The 19029-nt window shown below is 39.2% G+C and carries 16 protein-coding genes; all 16 read left to right on the top strand.

Annotated features, from left to right (window positions below):
* Nucleotides 1-17: 17 nt before the first annotated feature.
* The 16 genes from FHS59_RS22000 to FHS59_RS21925 all read left to right on the top strand — a co-directional run bounded on the left by FHS59_RS22000 (nucleotide 18) and on the right by FHS59_RS21925 (nucleotide 19007).
* Nucleotides 18-3101, top strand: a complete 3084-nt coding sequence (locus tag FHS59_RS22000) for a TAT-variant-translocated molybdopterin oxidoreductase (RefSeq protein ID WP_184498298.1) — start codon at nucleotides 18-20, stop codon at nucleotides 3099-3101.
* A gap of 17 nt (nucleotides 3102-3118) precedes the next feature.
* On the top strand, nucleotides 3119-4483 hold the full coding sequence (gene nrfD / locus FHS59_RS21995; RefSeq protein ID WP_184498292.1) for an NrfD/PsrC family molybdoenzyme membrane anchor subunit: 1365 nt from the start codon (nucleotides 3119-3121) through the stop codon (nucleotides 4481-4483).
* Nucleotides 4484-4485: 2 nt separating this feature from the next.
* On the top strand, nucleotides 4486-5016 hold the full coding sequence (locus FHS59_RS21990; RefSeq protein ID WP_184498290.1) for a DUF3341 domain-containing protein: 531 nt from the start codon (nucleotides 4486-4488) through the stop codon (nucleotides 5014-5016).
* 13 nt (nucleotides 5017-5029) lie between these two features.
* Complete coding sequence (locus tag FHS59_RS21985) at nucleotides 5030-5725, top strand: c-type cytochrome (protein ID WP_184498288.1); 696 nt, start codon at nucleotides 5030-5032, stop codon at nucleotides 5723-5725.
* Nucleotides 5726-5727: 2 nt separating this feature from the next.
* The gene (locus FHS59_RS21980) at nucleotides 5728-7020 is read left to right on the top strand and encodes a quinol:cytochrome C oxidoreductase (RefSeq protein WP_184498286.1); all 1293 of its coding nucleotides are present in this window, start codon (nucleotides 5728-5730) and stop codon (nucleotides 7018-7020) included.
* A gap of 23 nt (nucleotides 7021-7043) precedes the next feature.
* The gene (locus FHS59_RS21975; RefSeq protein ID WP_184498285.1) at nucleotides 7044-8060 is read left to right on the top strand and encodes a cytochrome c oxidase subunit II; all 1017 of its coding nucleotides are present in this window, start codon (nucleotides 7044-7046) and stop codon (nucleotides 8058-8060) included.
* 32 nt (nucleotides 8061-8092) lie between these two features.
* Nucleotides 8093-9979 (top strand): cytochrome c oxidase subunit I, encoded by a 1887-nt coding sequence (locus FHS59_RS21970; protein WP_184498283.1) that lies wholly within the window; start codon nucleotides 8093-8095, stop codon nucleotides 9977-9979.
* On the top strand, nucleotides 9963-11039 hold the full coding sequence (locus FHS59_RS21965) for a COX15/CtaA family protein (RefSeq protein WP_184498281.1): 1077 nt from the start codon (nucleotides 9963-9965) through the stop codon (nucleotides 11037-11039). Before FHS59_RS21970 ends, FHS59_RS21965 begins: the two co-directional genes overlap by 17 nt.
* Nucleotides 11040-11041: 2 nt before the next feature.
* The gene (gene cyoE / locus FHS59_RS21960; protein ID WP_184498279.1) at nucleotides 11042-11947 is read left to right on the top strand and encodes a heme o synthase; all 906 of its coding nucleotides are present in this window, start codon (nucleotides 11042-11044) and stop codon (nucleotides 11945-11947) included.
* A 2-nt stretch (nucleotides 11948-11949) separates the two neighbouring features.
* Nucleotides 11950-12531 (top strand): cytochrome c oxidase subunit 3, encoded by a 582-nt coding sequence (locus FHS59_RS21955; protein ID WP_184498277.1) that lies wholly within the window; start codon nucleotides 11950-11952, stop codon nucleotides 12529-12531.
* A 27-nt stretch (nucleotides 12532-12558) separates the two neighbouring features.
* On the top strand, nucleotides 12559-13335 hold the full coding sequence (locus FHS59_RS21950) for a cytochrome c oxidase subunit 3 (RefSeq protein ID WP_184498275.1): 777 nt from the start codon (nucleotides 12559-12561) through the stop codon (nucleotides 13333-13335).
* A 19-nt stretch (nucleotides 13336-13354) separates the two neighbouring features.
* Entirely contained in the window at nucleotides 13355-13684 is a 330-nt protein-coding gene (locus tag FHS59_RS21945; RefSeq protein ID WP_184498273.1) for a cytochrome C oxidase subunit IV family protein, read from the top strand.
* 69 nt (nucleotides 13685-13753) lie between these two features.
* Entirely contained in the window at nucleotides 13754-14422 is a 669-nt protein-coding gene (locus FHS59_RS21940) for an SCO family protein (RefSeq protein WP_184498413.1), read from the top strand.
* Nucleotides 14409-14963, top strand: a complete 555-nt coding sequence (locus FHS59_RS21935; protein ID WP_184498271.1) for a DUF420 domain-containing protein — start codon at nucleotides 14409-14411, stop codon at nucleotides 14961-14963. The genes FHS59_RS21940 and FHS59_RS21935 overlap by 14 nt, the downstream gene beginning before the upstream one ends.
* Before the next feature lie 31 nt (nucleotides 14964-14994).
* Entirely contained in the window at nucleotides 14995-15246 is a 252-nt protein-coding gene (locus FHS59_RS21930; RefSeq protein WP_184498269.1) for a hypothetical protein, read from the top strand.
* A gap of 56 nt (nucleotides 15247-15302) precedes the next feature.
* Nucleotides 15303-19007 (top strand): ATP-binding protein, encoded by a 3705-nt coding sequence (locus tag FHS59_RS21925; RefSeq protein WP_184498267.1) that lies wholly within the window; start codon nucleotides 15303-15305, stop codon nucleotides 19005-19007.
* Nucleotides 19008-19029 lie beyond the last annotated feature (22 nt).

Raw genomic sequence — 19029 nt, 5'->3', positions numbered from 1 at the left:
CATTCCTAGATCATAAAATGAAGGAAAATAAAAAAACCTACTGGAAAGGGCTAGAGCAACTTAGCAACGATCCGGAGTTTGTAAAGCATGCCGATAAGGAGTTCGCAGAACTTCCTTCTTCACTGAGTGAGGATGGCAGTGCCTCCAGAAGAGATTTTCTCAAGTTGATGGGATTTAGCTTGGCAGCTGCATCTTTGGCAGCTTGTGAGGCTCCGGTTAGAAAGGCTATTCCTTATGTGAATAAGCCGGTTGATGTCAACCCATCTATCCCTAATTATTATGCATCCACTTTCTCATCAGGAGGTGATTATGCATCAATCGTTGTAAAAACAAGAGAAGGTCGTCCTATCAAAATTGACGGAAACGCACTTTCTCCTATTAATAAAGGTAAAGTCAATGCTATCGTAGAAGGATCTGTTCTTTCTCTTTATGATAAGCAAAGATTAACTGGACCGTATATCGCAGGTGAAAAGTCTGATTGGGCTACCCTTGATGGTCAGGTGAAATCAAAACTTGCTTCTGCAGGTTCAGTAAAAATCGTTTCTAACACCATTCTTTCTCCTTCTACTTCTAAAGCGATTCAGCAATTGTCTGATTCAATTGGAGGAGCTGAGGTGATCCAATATGATCCGATTTCTAATTATGGTATTTCTAAGGCTGCTGAAACCTATTATGGTTCTGCAGTGATCCCTTCTTATTCTTTCGACAAAGCTAAAACCATCGTTTCATTCGGTGCTGACTTCCTAGGTACTTGGATTTCTCCTATCGAATTTGCTGGACAGTATGCTAAAACAAGAAAGATCAGCAAGGAAAAGCCTGAAATGTCCAGACATTATCAGTTTGAATCCAATCTTTCCTTAACTGGTGCTAACGCAGATTACAGAACTCCGATCAAAGCTTCTCAAAGCGGGTTGGCAGTTTTGGCTTTATATAATGCGATTGCTAAAAAAGCCGGTGCTGCAACAGTTTCTGCTCCTGCAGTTGAGGTAGCACACTTGGAGAAAGCTGCAAATGACCTTTGGACTGCAAAGTCTGCTGGTTTGGTAGTTTCAGGATCAAATGATCCAAATGTTCAGGTTGTAGTAAATGCAATCAATGAACTTTTAGGTGCTAATGGAACTACAGTAGACTTTAACTCTCCGGTTAATTTCCGTAAAGGTGATGATGCCCGCATGAACCAATTCGTGAATGAATTGAAAGGTGGACAAGTTGGAGCGGTTATTTTCTATAACTGTAACCCAGTTTATGATTTTGCGAGAGGTGCTGAAGTTGCTGAAGGTATTGCTAAAGCAAAGGTAAGTATCGCTACTAATGGCACCATGGATGAGACAGCTTCCTTGGTACAAATGGTAGCTCCAGATCATCACTTCCTTGAGTCTTGGAATGACTTCGAACCGAAGAAAGGACATTACTCTTTGGCACAGCCTACCATTTCTCCTTTGTTTGATACAAGACAAGCTCAGGATTCTTTCTTGGTTTGGTCTGGTGCAGCTTCAAATTATTACGAATACCTTCAACTGAACTGGGAATCTGAGATTTTCACGCAAGTTGAAACAGGATCTGATTTCCAGGAATTCTGGGATCGCTCCTTATATAATGGTGTTTTTGCAATTAACTCTACTGCTACCGCTCCTTTAGCTCCTGTTGGAGATGTGAGTGCCGCTGCAGCTGCAGTTGCAAAAACCTACAAAGCAGACAATGCTGGTGCTGAATTGGTATTGTATACGAAAGTAGGTATCGGTAACGGTACTTTCGCTAACGTGCCTTGGCTTCAGGAAATGTCTGATCCAATTACCAAAGCTACTTGGGATAACTATTTGACAGTTTCACAGAAATGGGCTTCTGAAAATGGGGTAACCATGATCGAAGGTGAAACTTCAAAAGCTTCTATCTCTGTCAATGGCAAATCTTTGGTAGTTCCAATTTTGGTACAACCAGGACAAGCTGAAGGAACATTCGGTTTGGCATTGGGATATGGTAGAACAAAGGCGGGAAGAGTTGCAAATGGAGTAGGGGTGAATGCCTACGAATTGCTTGACGCTTCTAAAGGTTTTGTAAACTTTGATATTACTGCCGGAGTAGAAGTTGCTGCTACTGGCGAAGCTTATAGAATTGCTAGAACTCAGACTCACCAAACCTTTATGGGACGTGAGAATGTGATTCAGGAAGCAACTCTTGCTGAATATAAAAATGATGCTGGTGCTGGTAGATACCACCCAGAGATCTACAAAGACGGTGAATTTGTGAAACCAAGCAAAATCTCTCTTTGGTCAGGTCACCAATATTCTCAACATCACTGGGGTCTTGCTATCGACATGAACTCTTGTATTGGATGTTCTGCATGTTCTGTTGCTTGTCAGGTTGAAAACAACGTGGCAGTAGTTGGAAAGCAGGAAGTCTTGAATAGAAGAGAAATGGCTTGGATCAGAATTGACCGTTATTATTCTTCTGATGCTCCTGCGGATGATTTGAGAGGAATGGAAGTCGCTTCTGAAAATCCTGAAGTTACATTCCAGCCGATGATGTGTCAGCAGTGTAACAACGCTCCTTGTGAGACTGTTTGTCCTGTTGCTGCAACGACCCACTCTTCTGAGGGTCTAAACCAGATGACTTACAACAGATGTATTGGAACAAGATATTGTGCAAACAACTGTCCTTATAAAGTACGTAGATTCAACTGGTTCAAATACCATGACAACAAAGACTTTGCTGTCAATGTAGCTCAAAATGATGATCTAGGTAAGATGGTATTGAATCCAGATGTGACTGTACGTGCTAGAGGTGTTATGGAAAAATGCTCTATGTGTGTGCAGAGAATCCAGGCTGGTAAACTAGCAGCGAAACGTGAGAAGCGTAAAGTTCAGGATGGAGAAATCAACGTAGCTTGTGCTGTTTCTTGTCCTACTGATGCCCTTGTGTTTGGAGATATGAATGATTCAAACTCTAAGGTTTCACAATTGCTTAAGATCAAAGAGAACACCACTTCTGCTTTGAAAGAAGTAAATGAGGAAAGAGCATACCACGTATTGGAGGAGATCAACGTTAGTCCAAACGTTTGGTACTTCACCAAAATCAGAAATAAAGACAAAAACGAAGCGTAATCATAATTTTATAAACTATGCAGGTTACTTCATCCGTACGTGAGCCGTTAGTTACCGGAGGTAAAACCTACCATGATGTGACACATGATGTGTCCCGTCAGGTAGAAGGAAAGCCAACATTGCTTTGGTTTCTTGCCTTCTTAACAGCCGCTGGTACTTTGGCTATAGGATTAATTGCAGTGACAGCCACCGTTTGGGAAGGCATCGGGATGTGGGGATTGAACAAGACAGTAGGTTGGGCTTGGGATATCACCAACTTCGTTTGGTGGGTTGGTATCGGTCACGCAGGTACATTGATTTCAGCAGTATTGCTACTTTTCAGACAGAAGTGGAGAACTTCTATCAATAGAGCAGCTGAAGCGATGACAATTTTTGCGGTTATTTGTGCTGCGATGTTCCCAGTGCTTCACATGGGTAGACCATGGTTAGGAGCTTATTGGGCACTTCCGCTTCCAAACACATTTGGTTCGCTTTGGGTAAACTTTAACTCTCCACTTCTTTGGGACGTATTTGCGATCTCTACTTATTTCTCAGTTTCTTTGGTGTTCTGGTACATCGGTTTGATTCCAGACTTTGCCACAATCCGAGACAGAGCAACAGGTTTGAGAAAGGTTATTTACGGAGCACTTTCCTTTGGTTGGGATGGCGCTGCCAAAACTTGGATGAGATATGAATCAGTTTCTTTGATTCTTGCAGGTTTGGCTACTCCTTTGGTACTTTCAGTACACACGATTGTATCCTTTGACTTTGCAACTTCAGTAATACCAGGATGGCATACCACGATCTTCCCTCCATACTTTGTGGCTGGTGCGATCTTCTCAGGTTTTGCAATGGTATTGACCTTGATGATTATCACCAGAAAAGTATTTAAACTGGAAGATTACATCACGATGACTCACATTGAGTTGATGAACATCGTAATCATTATTACAGGTTCTATTGTAGGTATCGCTTATATCACAGAATTCTTTATCGCTTGGTATTCTGGAGTAGAAGCTGAACAGTATGCATTTATTAACCGTGCAACTGGACCTTACTGGTGGGCATATTGGTCCATGATGACTTGTAACGTTATCTCTCCTCAGTTATTCTGGGTGAAGAAAATCAGAACATCCATCATTGCGACTTTCGCTTTGTCTATTGTAGTAAACATCGGTATGTGGTTTGAGCGTTTCGTAATTATCGTGACCTCTCTTCACAGAGATTACCTTCCTTCTTCTTGGGCTATGTTCTACCCATCTATTACAGACGTTGGAGTTTACTTATTCACATTCGGATTGTTCTTTACTTTATTCTTCTTGTTTGCCAAATTCTTCCCGGTAATCAACATGGCTGAAGTAAAATCAGTATTGAAGTCTACATCTGAAAAAGTTCGTAAATAATCATGGAAAGAGATAAGAATTTTATTTTGGGAGTTTACGACGATGAAGACGTATTGCTCCATGCTGTTTCTGAAGTAAGAACTAGCGGTGTCAAAATTCATGAAGTATATACTCCTTATCCAGTTCATGGATTGGAAGATGTACTTGGATACAAAAGAAGCCGTCTTCCTATTGCGGCATTCCTTTTCGGAATGTTAGGAACTACCTTGGCTTTGACCATGCAATTGTACATGATGCGATTTGACTGGCCGATGATCATTGGTGGTAAAGATCATGCTGCTATTCCTGATTTTATCCCTGTAACATTCGAATTGACTGTATTATTGGCGGCATTCGGTATGGTGGGTGTATTTATGATCAGCTCTAATTTGAAGCCTTGGGCTCAGCCTAGAATCTTTGATTTGAGAAGTACGGATGATAAGCATATCATGGCAATTGATATTGCGAATAATACGAGTATGGAAGTAGCTAAAATTCAGGAGATCCTTAAATCTTCCGGTGCTACAGAGGTGAATAATAAAAGTTTTGAATAGTAATTCTGGAAAAATGAAGATTGCTAAGACATTAGGTTTATTGGGGATTGCTGTTGCTGGTATATCATTGGTGGCTTGTAAAGCTGGCGGTGATAATCAGGGATTGGAATACGCCCCACAGATGTATCACTCTGTAGCATACGAGCCATTGACTCAGATCAAAGATGAGACTAGAGGTGAATGGTTGTCTACCAGAGAAGATGGAAAAGGTGAATTCTTTAACAGTAATATTTATAACCCACATGGTATGAATATGAGAGAGCCTGTTGAAGGAACTGTTCCTAGAAATAAAGAAGGTTACCTTCCTTATAGATATAAGGCTTTTGAAATTGACATTGCCAGTGCAAATGTGAAGAATCCTATCAAGTTGGATGATGAGGTGTTGGTAGAAGGACAAAGATTATTTGGACTTTATTGTACTCCTTGCCACGGTCAAGGTGGTGAAGGTGATGGTCCAGTTGGAAATATTATCGGTGGTGTAGCAAACTTGAAAGGTGGAGCTTATGTCGGTTTATCCGAAGGACACATCTTCCACGTGATCACTAAAGGTAAAGGTAGAATGGGAGCTCACGGTTCTCAGATTACTCCAGAAAATAGATGGAAGATTGTTCACTATGTGAAACAAAAGCTTCAAGGAGGCCAAAATGCTGATAATGCAGTTGTTGCTGAGGCAGGCCAAGAATCATTAGTAGAAACTCCAGCAAATTAATTATGGCTCACGACGTACAGCATTATAATTTGGATCAAAAATTTGATTTTACCGCAGCCACTAAGAAGTCGGTCTTTACGGTATTGATCATTGGTGCAGCATTGTTAGTCATCGGTATCCTGATGGCAATTTTTGGTGGTCACCACGAAGAAGCTGCGGAAGCAGGAGGACACGCATTCCATTGGTACGAGCGTCTTTATGCTAATCTTTGGATCAACAATGTTTATTTCACGGGTATAGCAATTATTGGAGTATTCTTCTTTGCAGTACAATATGCTGCTCAGGCTGGATGGTCCGCTCCGATTTCTAGAGTGATGCTTTCATTTGGTAACTGGTTGCCATATGCAGGAATTTTGATGATTGTGACTTTCTTCGTTGCAAATCATGATTTGTTTCACTGGACTCACGCTTATTTATTTGATACTAACTCTCCGGAATACGATAAAATCATCGATGGAAAAGGGGCATTCTTCTACTGGCCAATGGCTAAAGGATCTTTCCCTGCTTTCTATATCTTAAGAATGGTTTTATTCTTTGGTTTCTGGGTTTTCTTCTTTAATAAATTCAAAAAGATTTCAGCACAAGAAGATCAATTGGGAGGAACCTCTCATTGGTTTAAAATGAGAAGCTGGTCTGCTTATTTCATTATCTTTTTTGCAGTATCCTCTTCTATCAGTGCTTGGGATTGGGTGATGTCTATCGACACTCACTGGTTCTCAACCTTGTTTGGATGGTATGTATTCTCTTCTTGGTTTGTTTCTGGACTTTCGGCTATCACTTTGTTGGTGATTTTCCTTAAGAGCAGAGGTTACCTAGAGATGGTGAATGAAAACCACGTGCATGATTTGGGTAAATTCGTATTCGGTTTTACCATTTTCTGGACTTATTTATGGTTTTCTCAGTTTCTTTTGATCTATTACGCAAACATTCCTGAAGAATCCGTGTATTTCATAGAGAGACTTTCAAGTGATGTTTATGGTCCATATATCTTTGTGAACCTAGCAATGAATTTCTTCTTGCCATTCTTGATCTTGATGACTAGAGATGCAAAAAGACACGGCATCTTCCTGAAGTTAGTTTGTACTTTGATCATCGCTGGTCACTGGGTAGATTTCTTCTTGATGGTTCAGCCAGGTACTTTAGGTCACAATGGAGGAATTGGATTTATGGAAATAGGAATGTTCCTAGTTTATGGATCAGCAGTTACTTTGGTAGTTTTGGGCGGATTAGCTAAAGGGAATTTGATTCCTAAAAATCACCCAATGCTAGAAGAAAGCTATCATCATCACATTTAATTATTAGCCGAAAAAATTAAGCTATGTACGGATTTCTTATCGCAGTAGGAGTTCTTTTGTTACTATCCATAATTTGGATGGTTTATAGAATTCAATCTTTGGTTTCTGTTGTAAAAGGGTCAAATAAAAAGATCGCAACAGGAAGTAATAAGGTGAATGCAATTTTATTTGTTCTGTTCTTATTGGGTACTGGATTTTTAATGTTTTGGTATTCGATTAAAGAATTTGATAACTACGAACTACCTGTTGCTTCCGAGCATGGTGTAGTGACAGATGGCCTGTTCTGGGTTACCATGGCAGTGACTGGCGTAGTATTCTTGATTACACACGTATTGCTATTTATTTTCCCTTACAAATACCAATACAAAGAAGATCGCAAAGCGACTTTCTATCCTGATAACAACAAGCTTGAAATTATCTGGACTTTGGTACCAGGTGTAGTTTTGGCTGGATTGGTTATTACGGGTTGGATGGCATGGTCAGATATTACTGCTCCTGCTCCGGAAAATGCTCACGTAGTAGAAATCATGGGTTCTCAGTTCCAATGGGATATTAGATATCCAGGAAAAGACAATGTCTTGGGAGATTATGACTACAGACTTACCTCTGCTACCAATGCTCATGGTGTTGATTTCACCGATAAGAATGCAATGGATGATTTCCCTTCTCCGGTAGTTGTAATTCCTAAAGGAGAGCCTGTTTTATTTAAAATCAGAGCGAGAGATGTATTGCATTCTGTATTTGCTCCACACATGAGATTGAAAATGGATGCAGTGCCAGGTATGCCTACCAGATTTTGGTTTGTTCCTACTAAGACAACTGCAGAAATGCGTGAAGAAACCGGAAATCCTGAATTTGAGTATGAGATTGCTTGTACAGAGATTTGTGGAAGAGGACATTTCTCTATGAGAAAAATTATACAAGTAGTAGAGCCGGAAGAGTACCAGAAATGGTTTGCAGAACAGAGATCTTTTATTCAGATGAACCCTTCTCTAGCAGAAGGAATTCCTGCTGAGGCAAAGGAACTTGCAGAAAATTAATTTAGCGAAGGTAATTAACAAAATTAGAGATTATGTCAACAGCATCTGTCGCAAGTCATGAAACAGCTCACGATGATCATCACGATCATGAGCATCATGATAATTTTGTAACAAAATATATATTCACTACTGATCACAAAATGATCGGTAAGCAGTTCTTGGTAACAGGTATTTTCTGGGCATTGATCGGAGGTTTCCTTTCTATCTTGTTTAGATTACAACTTGGTTTCCCAGACATGAGTCTTGAGTTTCTTCGCCCTCTTTTAGGAGGTTGGCTTGATGAAGCTGGTAAATTAGACCCTACATTCTATTTGGCTCTTGTAACAATGCATGGTACTATCATGGTATTTTTTGTATTGACTGCAGGTTTGAGTGGTACATTCTCCAATTTCTTGATTCCATTGCAAATTGGAGCTAGAGATATGGCTTCTGGATTTATGAACATGCTTTCATACTGGTTCTTCTTTGCTTCCGGTGTGGTTATGTTTATTTCATTATTTATCCCTACAGGTCCTGCAGGTGGTGGATGGGTTGTTTATCCACCTTTGTCTGCTTTGGAACAAGCTATTCCTGGTTCAGGTTTGGGTATGACTTTGTGGTTAGTTGCGATGACCTTGTTTATTGCTTCTTCTCTACTAGGTGGTATCAACTATATTACTACTGTTATTAACCTAAGAACAAAAGGTATGTCTTTCTCAAGACTTCCTTTGACTATCTGGGCTTTCTTCTTAACAGCGGTTATTGGTTTGCTTTCCTTCCCAGTATTGGTTGCTGCAGCTCTTCTTTTGATTTTCGATAGAAGTTTTGGTACATCTTTCTACCTATCTGATATCTATATCAATGGTGAAGCTCTTCCAAACACTGGTGGTAGCCCAGTACTTTACCAGCACTTATTCTGGTTCCTAGGTCACCCTGAAGTTTACATCGTATTGTTGCCAGCTCTAGGTATTACATCTGAAGTAATCGCAACAAACTCTAGAAAACCAATCTTTGGTTATAAAGCGATGATTATTTCGATGCTTGGTATTACCATTCTATCGTTCATCGTATGGGCACACCATATGTTCGTGTCAGGGATGAATCCTTTCTTAGGTTCTATCTTCATGTTCTTGACATTGATCATTGCTGTTCCTTCTGCAGTAAAAGTATTTAACTACTTAACAACTCTATGGAGAGGTAACTTGATATTCACTCCTGCGATGTTGTTCTCAATTGGTTTGGTTTCTTTCTTTATCTCCGGTGGTTTGACGGGTATTTTCTTAGGAAACTCTGCTATTGATATTCAATTACACGATACTTATTTCGTAGTCGCTCACTTCCACTTGGTAATGGGTTCTGCTTCCTTCTTTGGCCTATTGGCAGGGGTTTACCACTGGTTCCCTAAGATGTTTGGAAGAATGATGGACGAGAAATTGGGTTATATCCACTTCTGGTTGACATTCGTAGGTGTTTACATGGTATTCTTCCCAATGCACTACATTGGAATCGCTGGTTTCCCAAGAAGATATTATTCTTGGACTAACTTCGAGTTTGCCAACATGTACACTGATTTGAACATGTTTGTTTCTGCTGCTGCAATCATCACTTTCGCTGCTCAGTTCATCTTCTTGTTCAACTTCTTCTACAGCATGTATAGAGGTAGAAAAGCAACCTTGAACCCATGGAGATCAAATACTTTGGAGTGGACTACACCACTTCATCCTGGTCACGGAAACTGGCCTGGAGAAATTCCTACAGTTTACAGGTGGCCTTATGATTATTCTAAGCCTGGAGCGGAAGAAGATTTCATCCCTCAAACTGTGCCGCTTTCTGCGACTCCAGAATCTAACTTGCCACATGAGCAAGAGCAGGTAAAACTGGAAATGGAGATCATGAAGGAAGAGGAAGAGGTTTTGGTGGCAAATGAGTCCAAACACTAAAAAACAAGTAAACAGCTTTCGCAGGATTAGTTTTCTAACTGTGATAGCTGTTTATTTTCTGATCCTTGTCGGAGGAATTGTCAGGACTACAGGTTCTGGCATGGGATGCCCGGATTGGCCTAAATGTTTTGGGAGCGTAATTCCACCTACAAACGTGGATCAGTTACCCGCTAATTACCAAGACATATACCTTCAAAAAAGAATTGCCAAAAACGAAAGGTTTGTGGCTACCCTTGAAAAGCTTGGATTTTCTGAAACTGCAAATCAGATAGCAAATGATAAATCAATCCTTATTGAACAGGAATTTAATCCTGTAAAAACCTGGATTGAATATATCAACCGTCTGATTGGAGTATTGATCGGATTCTTTATCATTTTGACCGTTTGGAAATCATTTCCTCTCTGGAAACAAGATAAATGGATTCCAATACTTTCAGTAGCCGCTCTTGTCTTGGTTTTATTCCAAGGTTGGATCGGTTCTTTGGTAGTTTCGACCAATCTTCTGCATTGGATGATCACCTTTCATATGATGCTTGCAATCCTTCAGGTAATGCTTTTGATTTATTTATATCATAGAGCAGGTAATTTGCAAACTGGAAAGGGAGTAGAAATGGATGTTCCTTCGAAAATCGAATGGATTTTAATTTCTGCTTTGATTCTTATGCTTGTTCAAGTGATTTTGGGAACTCAAGTAAGGGAGGAAATTGATCAAATTTCGGCTTCGCTTGGAAATATGATGAGAGGAACATGGATCGAACAATTGGGATTGCCCTTTTTCATTCATAGATCTTTCTCACTCATCTTGTTGGGAGTTCATTTGTTGTATTTCTTTTGGGCATTTAAGTATGTTCTTAGAAAATCCAGCATCACATTATGGTCTCAGCTTTTGATGATTTTGGTAATCCTTGAGATTGCCACGGGAATCGGGATGGCATATTTTGCAATTCCTGCATTTCTTCAACCTCTACACTTGCTGTTGGGGACATTAATAGTAGGAGTTCAATATTTATTGATCCTACAGTTGCGAGAGCACAAACAGTATCGATTAAAAATAAATTGATAATGAGGACAGTTGGAGTAACTGACCAAAGTATATATCATTTGGTTATCACGAGAGTTAAGGCATATTATGAATTGTTAAAATTCAGATTGTCTGCTTTGGTGACCTTTTCTGCTGTATTTGGATTTATCCTTGGAGATTCAGGAAGTTCCTTTGGCTGGTCCAGTTTCTTAGGATTGGCTTTGGGAGGATTTCTAATCAGTGGCGCTTCTGGTGCTGCCAATGAAATCATGGAGCGTGATTTGGATAAATTAATGAAGAGAACGGAGAAACGTCCTCTTCCTTTACAGATTATCTCTCTTACAGAAGCTTATTGGTTTACCTTTATTGTTGCCTTTTTAGGCATCAGCCTACTTTGGATATTTACTAATCCATTGACGACTTGGCTTGGTGTTTTAAGTATGGTACTTTATGTATTTGCTTATACCCCGCTGAAAAGAGTAGGGCCAATTGCAGTTTTTGTTGGAGCTATTCCTGGTGCAATGCCTCCTTTGTTAGGTTGGACAGCTGCAACAGGTAGTATTTCATACGAAGCTTTAATCATCTTCGGAATTCAATTTATCTGGCAGTTCCCTCATTTTTGGGCAATTGCATGGGTAAGTGATGAAGATTATAAGAAGGCAGGTTTTAAACTGCTACCTAGTGGTGGGGGTCAAGATCTGAATACCGCTATTCAAATTATGATCTATACCCTGTTTTTATTACCGCTAGGTTTACTTCCAAGTTACTTTGGTTTGACTGGTATGAATTCAGGAATTGTAGCGACAGTTTGCGGTGTATTGTTCTTAGCTCAGACTTTTTCTTTGATGAGAGATTGTTCAAGAAAATCAGCTTTGAAAATCATGTTCGGTTCTTTCTTGTACCTACCGATTGTTCAGATTGCATACTTACTAGATAAAATGCCATAATAATGGAACAGGAACTAAAGTATGTTGATTTAGTCGAGCAGCCGATTTCTATGCATCCAAAGAAATTCGCGCTTTGGTTATTTATGGTAACCGTCGTGATGATTTTCGCAGCGATGACATCTGCTTATATTGTAAGACAATCAGAAGGAAATTGGTTAGAATATGATCTGCCTCAAATATTCTGGGTAACCTCAGGAATTGTAGTTTTGAGTAGTGTATTCCTTCAGTATGGATATTATTCTGCGAAGAAGGATAATATTGGAGGATTGAAAATAGGTTTGATTGGAGCGGTGGTTCTTGGAATCGCTTTTCTAATTGGTCAATGGTATTCTTGGGTAGCATTGGTGGATGAGGAAGTTTTCTTTGTTGGGAATCCATCGGGATCATTTCTTTATGTTTTCACCGGTCTTCATGCCCTTCACTTAATCAGTGGTGTGATATTTCTGATTATTGTATTAATTTCAAGTTTCCGTTACCAAATTCATTCTAAGTCAATGGTCAGAATGGAAATGGCAACAACTTATTGGCATTTTCTGGGTGGGCTTTGGCTTTACCTGTTTATGTTTTTGCTTTTGAATCATTAAAATAACTATAGTACAAATCAATAATTTATGTCTGCGCATTCTACTGCTATTGGAGTAAGCTCGAAAAGAGGCATTTGGGGAGGTGGTAACGAACCTCTGAAAGCCAGCTATGGAAAACTCATGATGTGGTTCTTCCTACTCTCCGACATTTTCACTTTTGCTGCGTTTCTGATTACTTATCTTTCGATAAGAGTGAGCTATCCAGCTTATGCCGGCCCTGCTGGTGATTTTGTAGGATCTAATGAATACTGGCCAGTACCTGAATTGGTATTTGATGCCATCCCATTTGTACATGGAGTACACGCTCCATTGGTATTTGTGGGGATTATGACATTCATCTTGATCTCATCTTCTGTGACAATGGTGTTGGCAGTGGAAGCTGGTCATAGAAATGATAGAAATGATGTAGTGAAGTGGTTGTTGTGGACGATTTTGGGAGGTGCTACCTTCTTGGGATGTCAAGCTTGGGAGTGGAATCACTTTATCCACGGTACAGATGGTGGAAGTGCCCTTACCTACATTAATTCATTAAATAATCTAGTATCTGAAGTGGTGCATGGTGCAAACCTAACAGTAAATGAATATGGACCTGCTTCTTTTGCGCAGTTATTCTTCTTCATTACAGGTTTCCACGGTTTCCACGTGACCATCGGTGTATTCTTATTATTCCTTTGCTTCTACCAAGCTGCTGTAGGTATCTATGACAGAAGAGGACATTACGAAATGGTAGAAAAAATCGGTCTGTACTGGCACTTTGTTGACTTGGTATGGGTATTTGTATTCACCTTATTCTATTTGATCTAAGCTTTAAAATTTTCAAACTATGGAAATTCAACAAAATAAATCGACCCTGGAGGTTTATCCTCGGAACGAAGAGAAAATCAAAAAGATCTGGAAAACTGCCGGAATTCTTTTAGCTATCACTGTAGCAGAATTCATCATGGCATTTACCATGGATAGAGGACTAATCCTTTATTTTCTATTCATTGCTTTGACCATTTGGAAAGCTAGATACATCATGCTTGAGTTTATGCACCTTGGTGATGAAGTGAAACCATTATTTTATTCGATCATTGTGCCATTGATTTTCTTGATTTGGCTTTTAATTGCCTTGGCAAAAGAGGGATCTGAGATATTCCTGATGCGCTGGTAAAATAAAAAAAACAGAAAAAAGGCAGGTTGAAGAGAGACACTTCAACCTTCTTTTTTGTTAAGATTTATTATGAGAGGAATACGGATTTTACAGGGAATGGTCTTGGTATGTATCTTATTGATACCAGTCCTCATATTCATGTTTCTAAAGGGATTTGGTTCCAATACCTATGATATCCCGATTTATTATCAGAAAGGGACGCAAAACCCATTTAAAGAATGTGCAGTCTCTGACACTACACAACATTATATCCCGGATTTTACTTTTATAAATCAGGATGGGCAACCGGCCGGCAAAGCGGATATGGAAGGTAAAATCACAATAGTTGATTTCTTCTTTACTTCATGCCCAAGTATTTGCCCAGTGATGTCAGAAGAGATGGAGCGGGTGAATGACATGTTTCGTGATGAGCCAAGAGTTCAAATTCTTTCGATCAGTATTGATCCGGAATTCGATACGCCGGAAATTCTAAAAGAGTATGCTGAAAGGCATCATGCTGAATCAGGGAAATGGGATTTTCTATCTGGCGATAAATTGACGACTTACGAATTGGCCCGTTGTGGATTCGTGATTCCTGCTTTAGATGGCCAAGGAATCCCGGATAATTTTGTTCATAGTGACAAATTCACACTGGTAGATGAGCAGGGGAGAATAAGAGGATATTACAGCGGTACGAACAGAGAGGATGTGGATTTGTTAATGTTAGAGACAAAGATTTTACTTTATGGAAACCAATAAATCAACCTTACTTCAGGACGAGAAAAAAGTTAAAAACTGGATTGTTGCTATCTCTGTGATTATTCCGGTTGCAGTTGCTGTTTTGTTATTTATGCCTGCAAAAGTAAATGTAGGAAGCGATTGGGTTTACTTTTTACCTCATTTGAATGCTGTAATTAATTCAGCTGCTACGATTGCTTTGCTGAGTGGTTTGTATTTTATTAAACAGAAAAACATAACCTACCACAAGACTTCTATGAGTGTTGCATTTGTGTTGGGAGCTATTTTCCTTGTTTCCTACGTCGTGTATCATGGCGCTGCAGAAAGCACAAGTTTTGGAGGGGAAGGTTGGATTAGGCCTGTTTATTACGTGTTGCTGCTAACCCATATTGCATTTGCAGCCATAGCCTTGTTCCCGATTTTGTTTGCCTATTATTACGGATATACAGATCAGCGTGAAAAACACAGAAAACTGGTTAAATTTGCCTATCCGATCTGGTTATATGTGACCATCACAGGCGTTATTGTCTATTTAATGATCAGTCCCTATTATTTACACTAAACTGACAAAGTTTAATTACGTAAATTGAGATATGAACCGTTTGTTTAAAATATCCTTGGCTTTAGCCCTTTTCTTGATCACTCAAGTCAATACATTTGCACAATGTGCAATGTGCCGCGCTTCTGTAGAAAATAATGTGGCAAATGGCGATACGAGTATAGGTGCAGGTCTGAATGCAGGGATTCTCTATTTATTTGTGATGCCTTATTTGATGGCCATGGTCATTGGGTTCTTTTGGTACAGAGCTGCCAAAAAGAAAAAGGCAAAACTTTCATTTCATTGATGCATATTGAAAAGCAAAGTTTGATACAGGCTTTGCTTTTTTTATTTTTAGCCTAAATGAGCTATGAATCCCGAAGGCTGATCATCTTGGTCAGTGTTTTCTCTCTCCTTGCTGTTTTAGTATTGAATTTCTTTTTCTTTCAAAAAAGCGATGAGGAAAGGTATTTGGAAATTCTTCAGGAAAAAATCCAGAAAGTAGATCGTGAGTTTGATGAGGATTTTATCCAGATTATTATGAATGTCAAATCTACCGATTCTATTTCATTTACGAGTCTAGGTGCCTCACAACATAACCATCCATTTTTTATCCTAAACCAAGAGCGAGACTTACTTTATTGGTCTGATTTTACTTTTTCATTTGATTTTGAACAGATAGATCAGGATAAAGAATACCAATTAATAGAAGATCCTTTTGGTACTATTCTAATTAAAACCAGACAGGTCAGCCGCAATGGTTCTCCATTTCTAATGGTTCAGGCGTTAAGATTGATTTTCCCAGGGAATATTGAGAATGATTACTTGGTGACTGGCCCCAATCCAAAAATCTTTGGCAATAATAGATTTCAACTTTTTTCAACAGCTTCAGAAGGGCCTTATCAAATTAAAAACCCGGCAGGGATTCCGATTTTCGGCATTGAATTTTTGTTTGGATACCAACCAGCGGATAGGCTTGTAAACCCAGCAATGCTTATTTTCTTCGCGTCTGTGTTTTTGCTGTATTTTCTTCTTAGTTCGGATTTTGTCCTCAATAAATGGAAGAAAAAACAAAGGTGGCAATCCATTGGCTACGCAATATTGGTTTTAGTTGGTTTTCGATTAGTGATGCTGCTTTTGGATTTTCCGAGCAATTATCTGAACCTTTCTCTTTTTGATCCCGGCAATTATGCCTCTTCTTGGTTCAATCCCAGTCTAGGGGATCTGCTTCTCAATACCCTCTGTGCTGTGATCATTTTTGGGATGATGATTTCACATTTGGCTTCAAGGGAAATGAGAATGAAAATCAAATCCCTTCAACAAACAAGTGAAATCCGAGTCTTCGGAGCCATTATTCTACTTATCAGTTCCATAGGCTTATGGATGATATGGATTTTACCGAGGGATATAATTTCCAATTCCCAATGGGCTTTAGATATCACTTCCATACCGTCCTTTGATTGGTTTAAAGGGCTGAGTTTTTTAATTCTATTTCTGTGGGGAGCTATTTATGTTTTGATGTCGCTTACGCTAATCAGTTTGATTTTGGAAGTGGCAAAATCCAAAATGGGTTTGTTCAAAGGATTGGCCTTGATTGGAATTCCAGTAGCTGTTCTGATTTCCTTTTTCAGTATCTGGGGAGCAGTCGTTTGGGGAATTCACTTAGGCTTAATTGCCTTGGTTATTCGATTCGAACTATTCCGCAATGTCTTTAAACTAGGATTTGACACCTTTTTGACCTTTTTCTTTGCTTGCTTAATCACAGCTGGCATTTGCGGTATCAGTACATTTCAGACTGAAAAAAATCAATTAATACAATCCAAAATAAGATTTGCCAATCAGAATCTGATCGAAAATGATGTGATGACTGAGTTCTTTCTCAGCGAGATTTTCACCAGAATCAAATCTGATTTATTTATCCAAAACAGAATGGCAGATCCACTGCTTTCTAAGGATCCTATCGAAACCAAAATCAGAAAAATTTACCTGGATAATTATTTCGATCAATTTGAGGTAAAAGTCGGTATTTATTCCTCTTCTGGTCAGCAACTCCAAGGCCCGCTGGATTTGGGAAAGCTCAATGACCTGCGGTTGAGATATATCAATAGTGACAATGCGACTAGTGTCAAAGATTTATATTTCATTCGAGGAAATGATGGAAATAGCGGAAACCAGTTTATCGCTTTTGTTCCCCTTACAAAAGATAACTCCGCCCAAGGGACCATTTTTCTTGAGTTAAATCAGTTGAGAGTTCAGCCTACAAGTGTATACCCAAAATTGCTTTTGGATAAAAAATATTCTGAAAGGCTTGATCCAGTGAGGTATGATTATGCTGTGTTTCGAGGCAATGAATTGGTGAGAAGTACTGGTAGTTTCAATTATCAATCGGCCCAGTTGATAGCTAGATTTGGTGAGAATAAATTTTTTACGGAGGGAATTCATGTAGGAAATTTTCACCATTTTGGGATCGTTAATGGGGAAGATTTGATTGTGATCTCTTCGCGAAATAAAACCCTTTCCCATTTTTTTGGAAATATCTCACTTTACTTCGTTGCCTTCGTATTCCTGACTTTTTTCACCATTCTGGTGAATACGTTTTTAAAAGGTTACAAGACATTTGAATTTAATTATTCCACCAAACTTCAGCTTTACCTGAATTTTGCATTCTTCTTTCCGATTATCATTATCAGTATAATCACGATTGGCCTATTGGCAAACAGTTATAGAGATGATTTGGATAGGCAATACATCCAAAAAGCAAATTTGATCCGAGGCAATTTGAGCAGTTTTCTAAATAATCAAAATGCAGAGGAAGTAGACCAGGATGTCATCAATGAAGAAGTAAATAATCTGGCGAATACGATAGCGTCCGATCTTCATATTTATGCGGATGGGGGGAAACTGGAAGCTTCCAATAGACCCAATATTTTCGATAAAAAAATTCTTTCCAACTGGATCAATCCGGCTGCGATTTCTGAGATCGAGGAAATGAACCAAAATCAGTTTCTAGCTGAGGAGAGAATTGGTAAGTTATTGTATAAGTCAGTGTATTTGGCAATTCCGTCCTCCAATAGTCAAAGGAACTTGGGAATCCTGGCAGTTCCGTTTTTTGAATCAGAGGCTGAGTTAAATTCACTGATTTCGGATGTGTTGAGCAACATCTTCAATGCATTTGTGGTGATTTTCATTCTCTTCTTGATTGTTTCTTATTTCGTTTCGAAGAACCTGACATTTCCATTTAAGTTATTGACCCAAAAACTCAAGTCCACCAACCTAGAAAATAATGAACCGATGTATTGGGGATCCAAAGACGAAATCGGTTTGCTGGTGAATGAATACAACAACATGCTTTTCAAGCTGGAATCCAGTAAGAAAGTGCTGGCATCTACAGAAAAAGAATCTGCCTGGCGAGAAATGGCAAAGCAGGTTGCTCATGAAATAAAGAATCCTTTGACGCCAATGAAGCTGACTTTGCAGCATTTATTGAGGCTCCAAGGTGCTGGCCAATTGGATGATCATGAGAGGCTTAAAAAGTCTTTGGAAACATTGATTCACCAAGTGGATGCACTGAGTGGCATTGCTTCTTCATTTTCGACTTTTGCAAAAATGCCTTTGCCTAAAAATGACTTGATGAATTTCAAAGACGTTTTGAATCAGGTTTTGGAGTTGTTTAAAAATGACGAGCGTTTGAATCTCTATTTCAAAGACGATTCCTATACTGATAATATTCCCATCATTGGAGATGATAAGCTTTTCGGTAGAGTTATTTCAAACCTGATCATTAATGGAGTGCAGGCCGTGGAAGGCGATAAAAAACCAGAAATAAGAATTTGGCTTTGGATGAGTGACCAGGCGGTGTTTTTGGAAATCACTGATAATGGAAACGGAATTCCGCCCGAATTGAGGGATAAGATTTTCATTCCAAATTTCAGTACCAAAAGTCAAGGTTCCGGTCTCGGCTTGGCTATCGCAAAAAGTGGAGTAGAAACTGCCGGCGGTAAAATCTGGTTTGAAACCGAAATGAACGTTGGAACTACCTTTTACCTCACCTTCCCACTACTCGAATAATTTTCTTTTTTTACCTTAGGAG

Origin of the sequence: Algoriphagus iocasae (assembly GCF_014206875.1) — a bacterium.
Lineage (GTDB): Bacteria > Bacteroidota > Bacteroidia > Cytophagales > Cyclobacteriaceae > Algoriphagus > Algoriphagus iocasae.
Note: the sequence above shows the minus strand (reverse complement) of the source record. Positions and strands in the feature narration are given on the sequence as shown.

Excerpts from the sequence above, each read along its gene's own strand:
- FHS59_RS22000 (WP_184498298.1), top strand. The coding sequence starts at position 18 with ATGAAGGAAAATAAAAAAACCTACTGGAAAGGGCTAGAGCAACTTAGC.
- nrfD (WP_184498292.1), top strand. The coding sequence starts at position 3,119 with ATGCAGGTTACTTCATCCGTACGTGAGCCGTTAGTTACCGGAGGTAAA.
- FHS59_RS21990 (WP_184498290.1), top strand. The coding sequence starts at position 4,486 with ATGGAAAGAGATAAGAATTTTATTTTGGGAGTTTACGACGATGAAGAC.
- FHS59_RS21985 (WP_184498288.1), top strand. The coding sequence starts at position 5,030 with ATGAAGATTGCTAAGACATTAGGTTTATTGGGGATTGCTGTTGCTGGT.
- FHS59_RS21980 (WP_184498286.1), top strand. The coding sequence starts at position 5,728 with ATGGCTCACGACGTACAGCATTATAATTTGGATCAAAAATTTGATTTT.
- FHS59_RS21975 (WP_184498285.1), top strand. The coding sequence starts at position 7,044 with ATGTACGGATTTCTTATCGCAGTAGGAGTTCTTTTGTTACTATCCATA.
- FHS59_RS21970 (WP_184498283.1), top strand. The coding sequence starts at position 8,093 with ATGTCAACAGCATCTGTCGCAAGTCATGAAACAGCTCACGATGATCAT.
- FHS59_RS21965 (WP_184498281.1), top strand. The coding sequence starts at position 9,963 with ATGAGTCCAAACACTAAAAAACAAGTAAACAGCTTTCGCAGGATTAGT.
- cyoE (WP_184498279.1), top strand. The coding sequence starts at position 11,042 with ATGAGGACAGTTGGAGTAACTGACCAAAGTATATATCATTTGGTTATC.
- FHS59_RS21955 (WP_184498277.1), top strand. The coding sequence starts at position 11,950 with ATGGAACAGGAACTAAAGTATGTTGATTTAGTCGAGCAGCCGATTTCT.
- FHS59_RS21950 (WP_184498275.1), top strand. The coding sequence starts at position 12,559 with ATGTCTGCGCATTCTACTGCTATTGGAGTAAGCTCGAAAAGAGGCATT.
- FHS59_RS21945 (WP_184498273.1), top strand. The coding sequence starts at position 13,355 with ATGGAAATTCAACAAAATAAATCGACCCTGGAGGTTTATCCTCGGAAC.
- FHS59_RS21940 (WP_184498413.1), top strand. The coding sequence starts at position 13,754 with ATGAGAGGAATACGGATTTTACAGGGAATGGTCTTGGTATGTATCTTA.
- FHS59_RS21935 (WP_184498271.1), top strand. The coding sequence starts at position 14,409 with ATGGAAACCAATAAATCAACCTTACTTCAGGACGAGAAAAAAGTTAAA.
- FHS59_RS21930 (WP_184498269.1), top strand. The coding sequence starts at position 14,995 with ATGAACCGTTTGTTTAAAATATCCTTGGCTTTAGCCCTTTTCTTGATC.
- FHS59_RS21925 (WP_184498267.1), top strand. The coding sequence starts at position 15,303 with ATGAGCTATGAATCCCGAAGGCTGATCATCTTGGTCAGTGTTTTCTCT.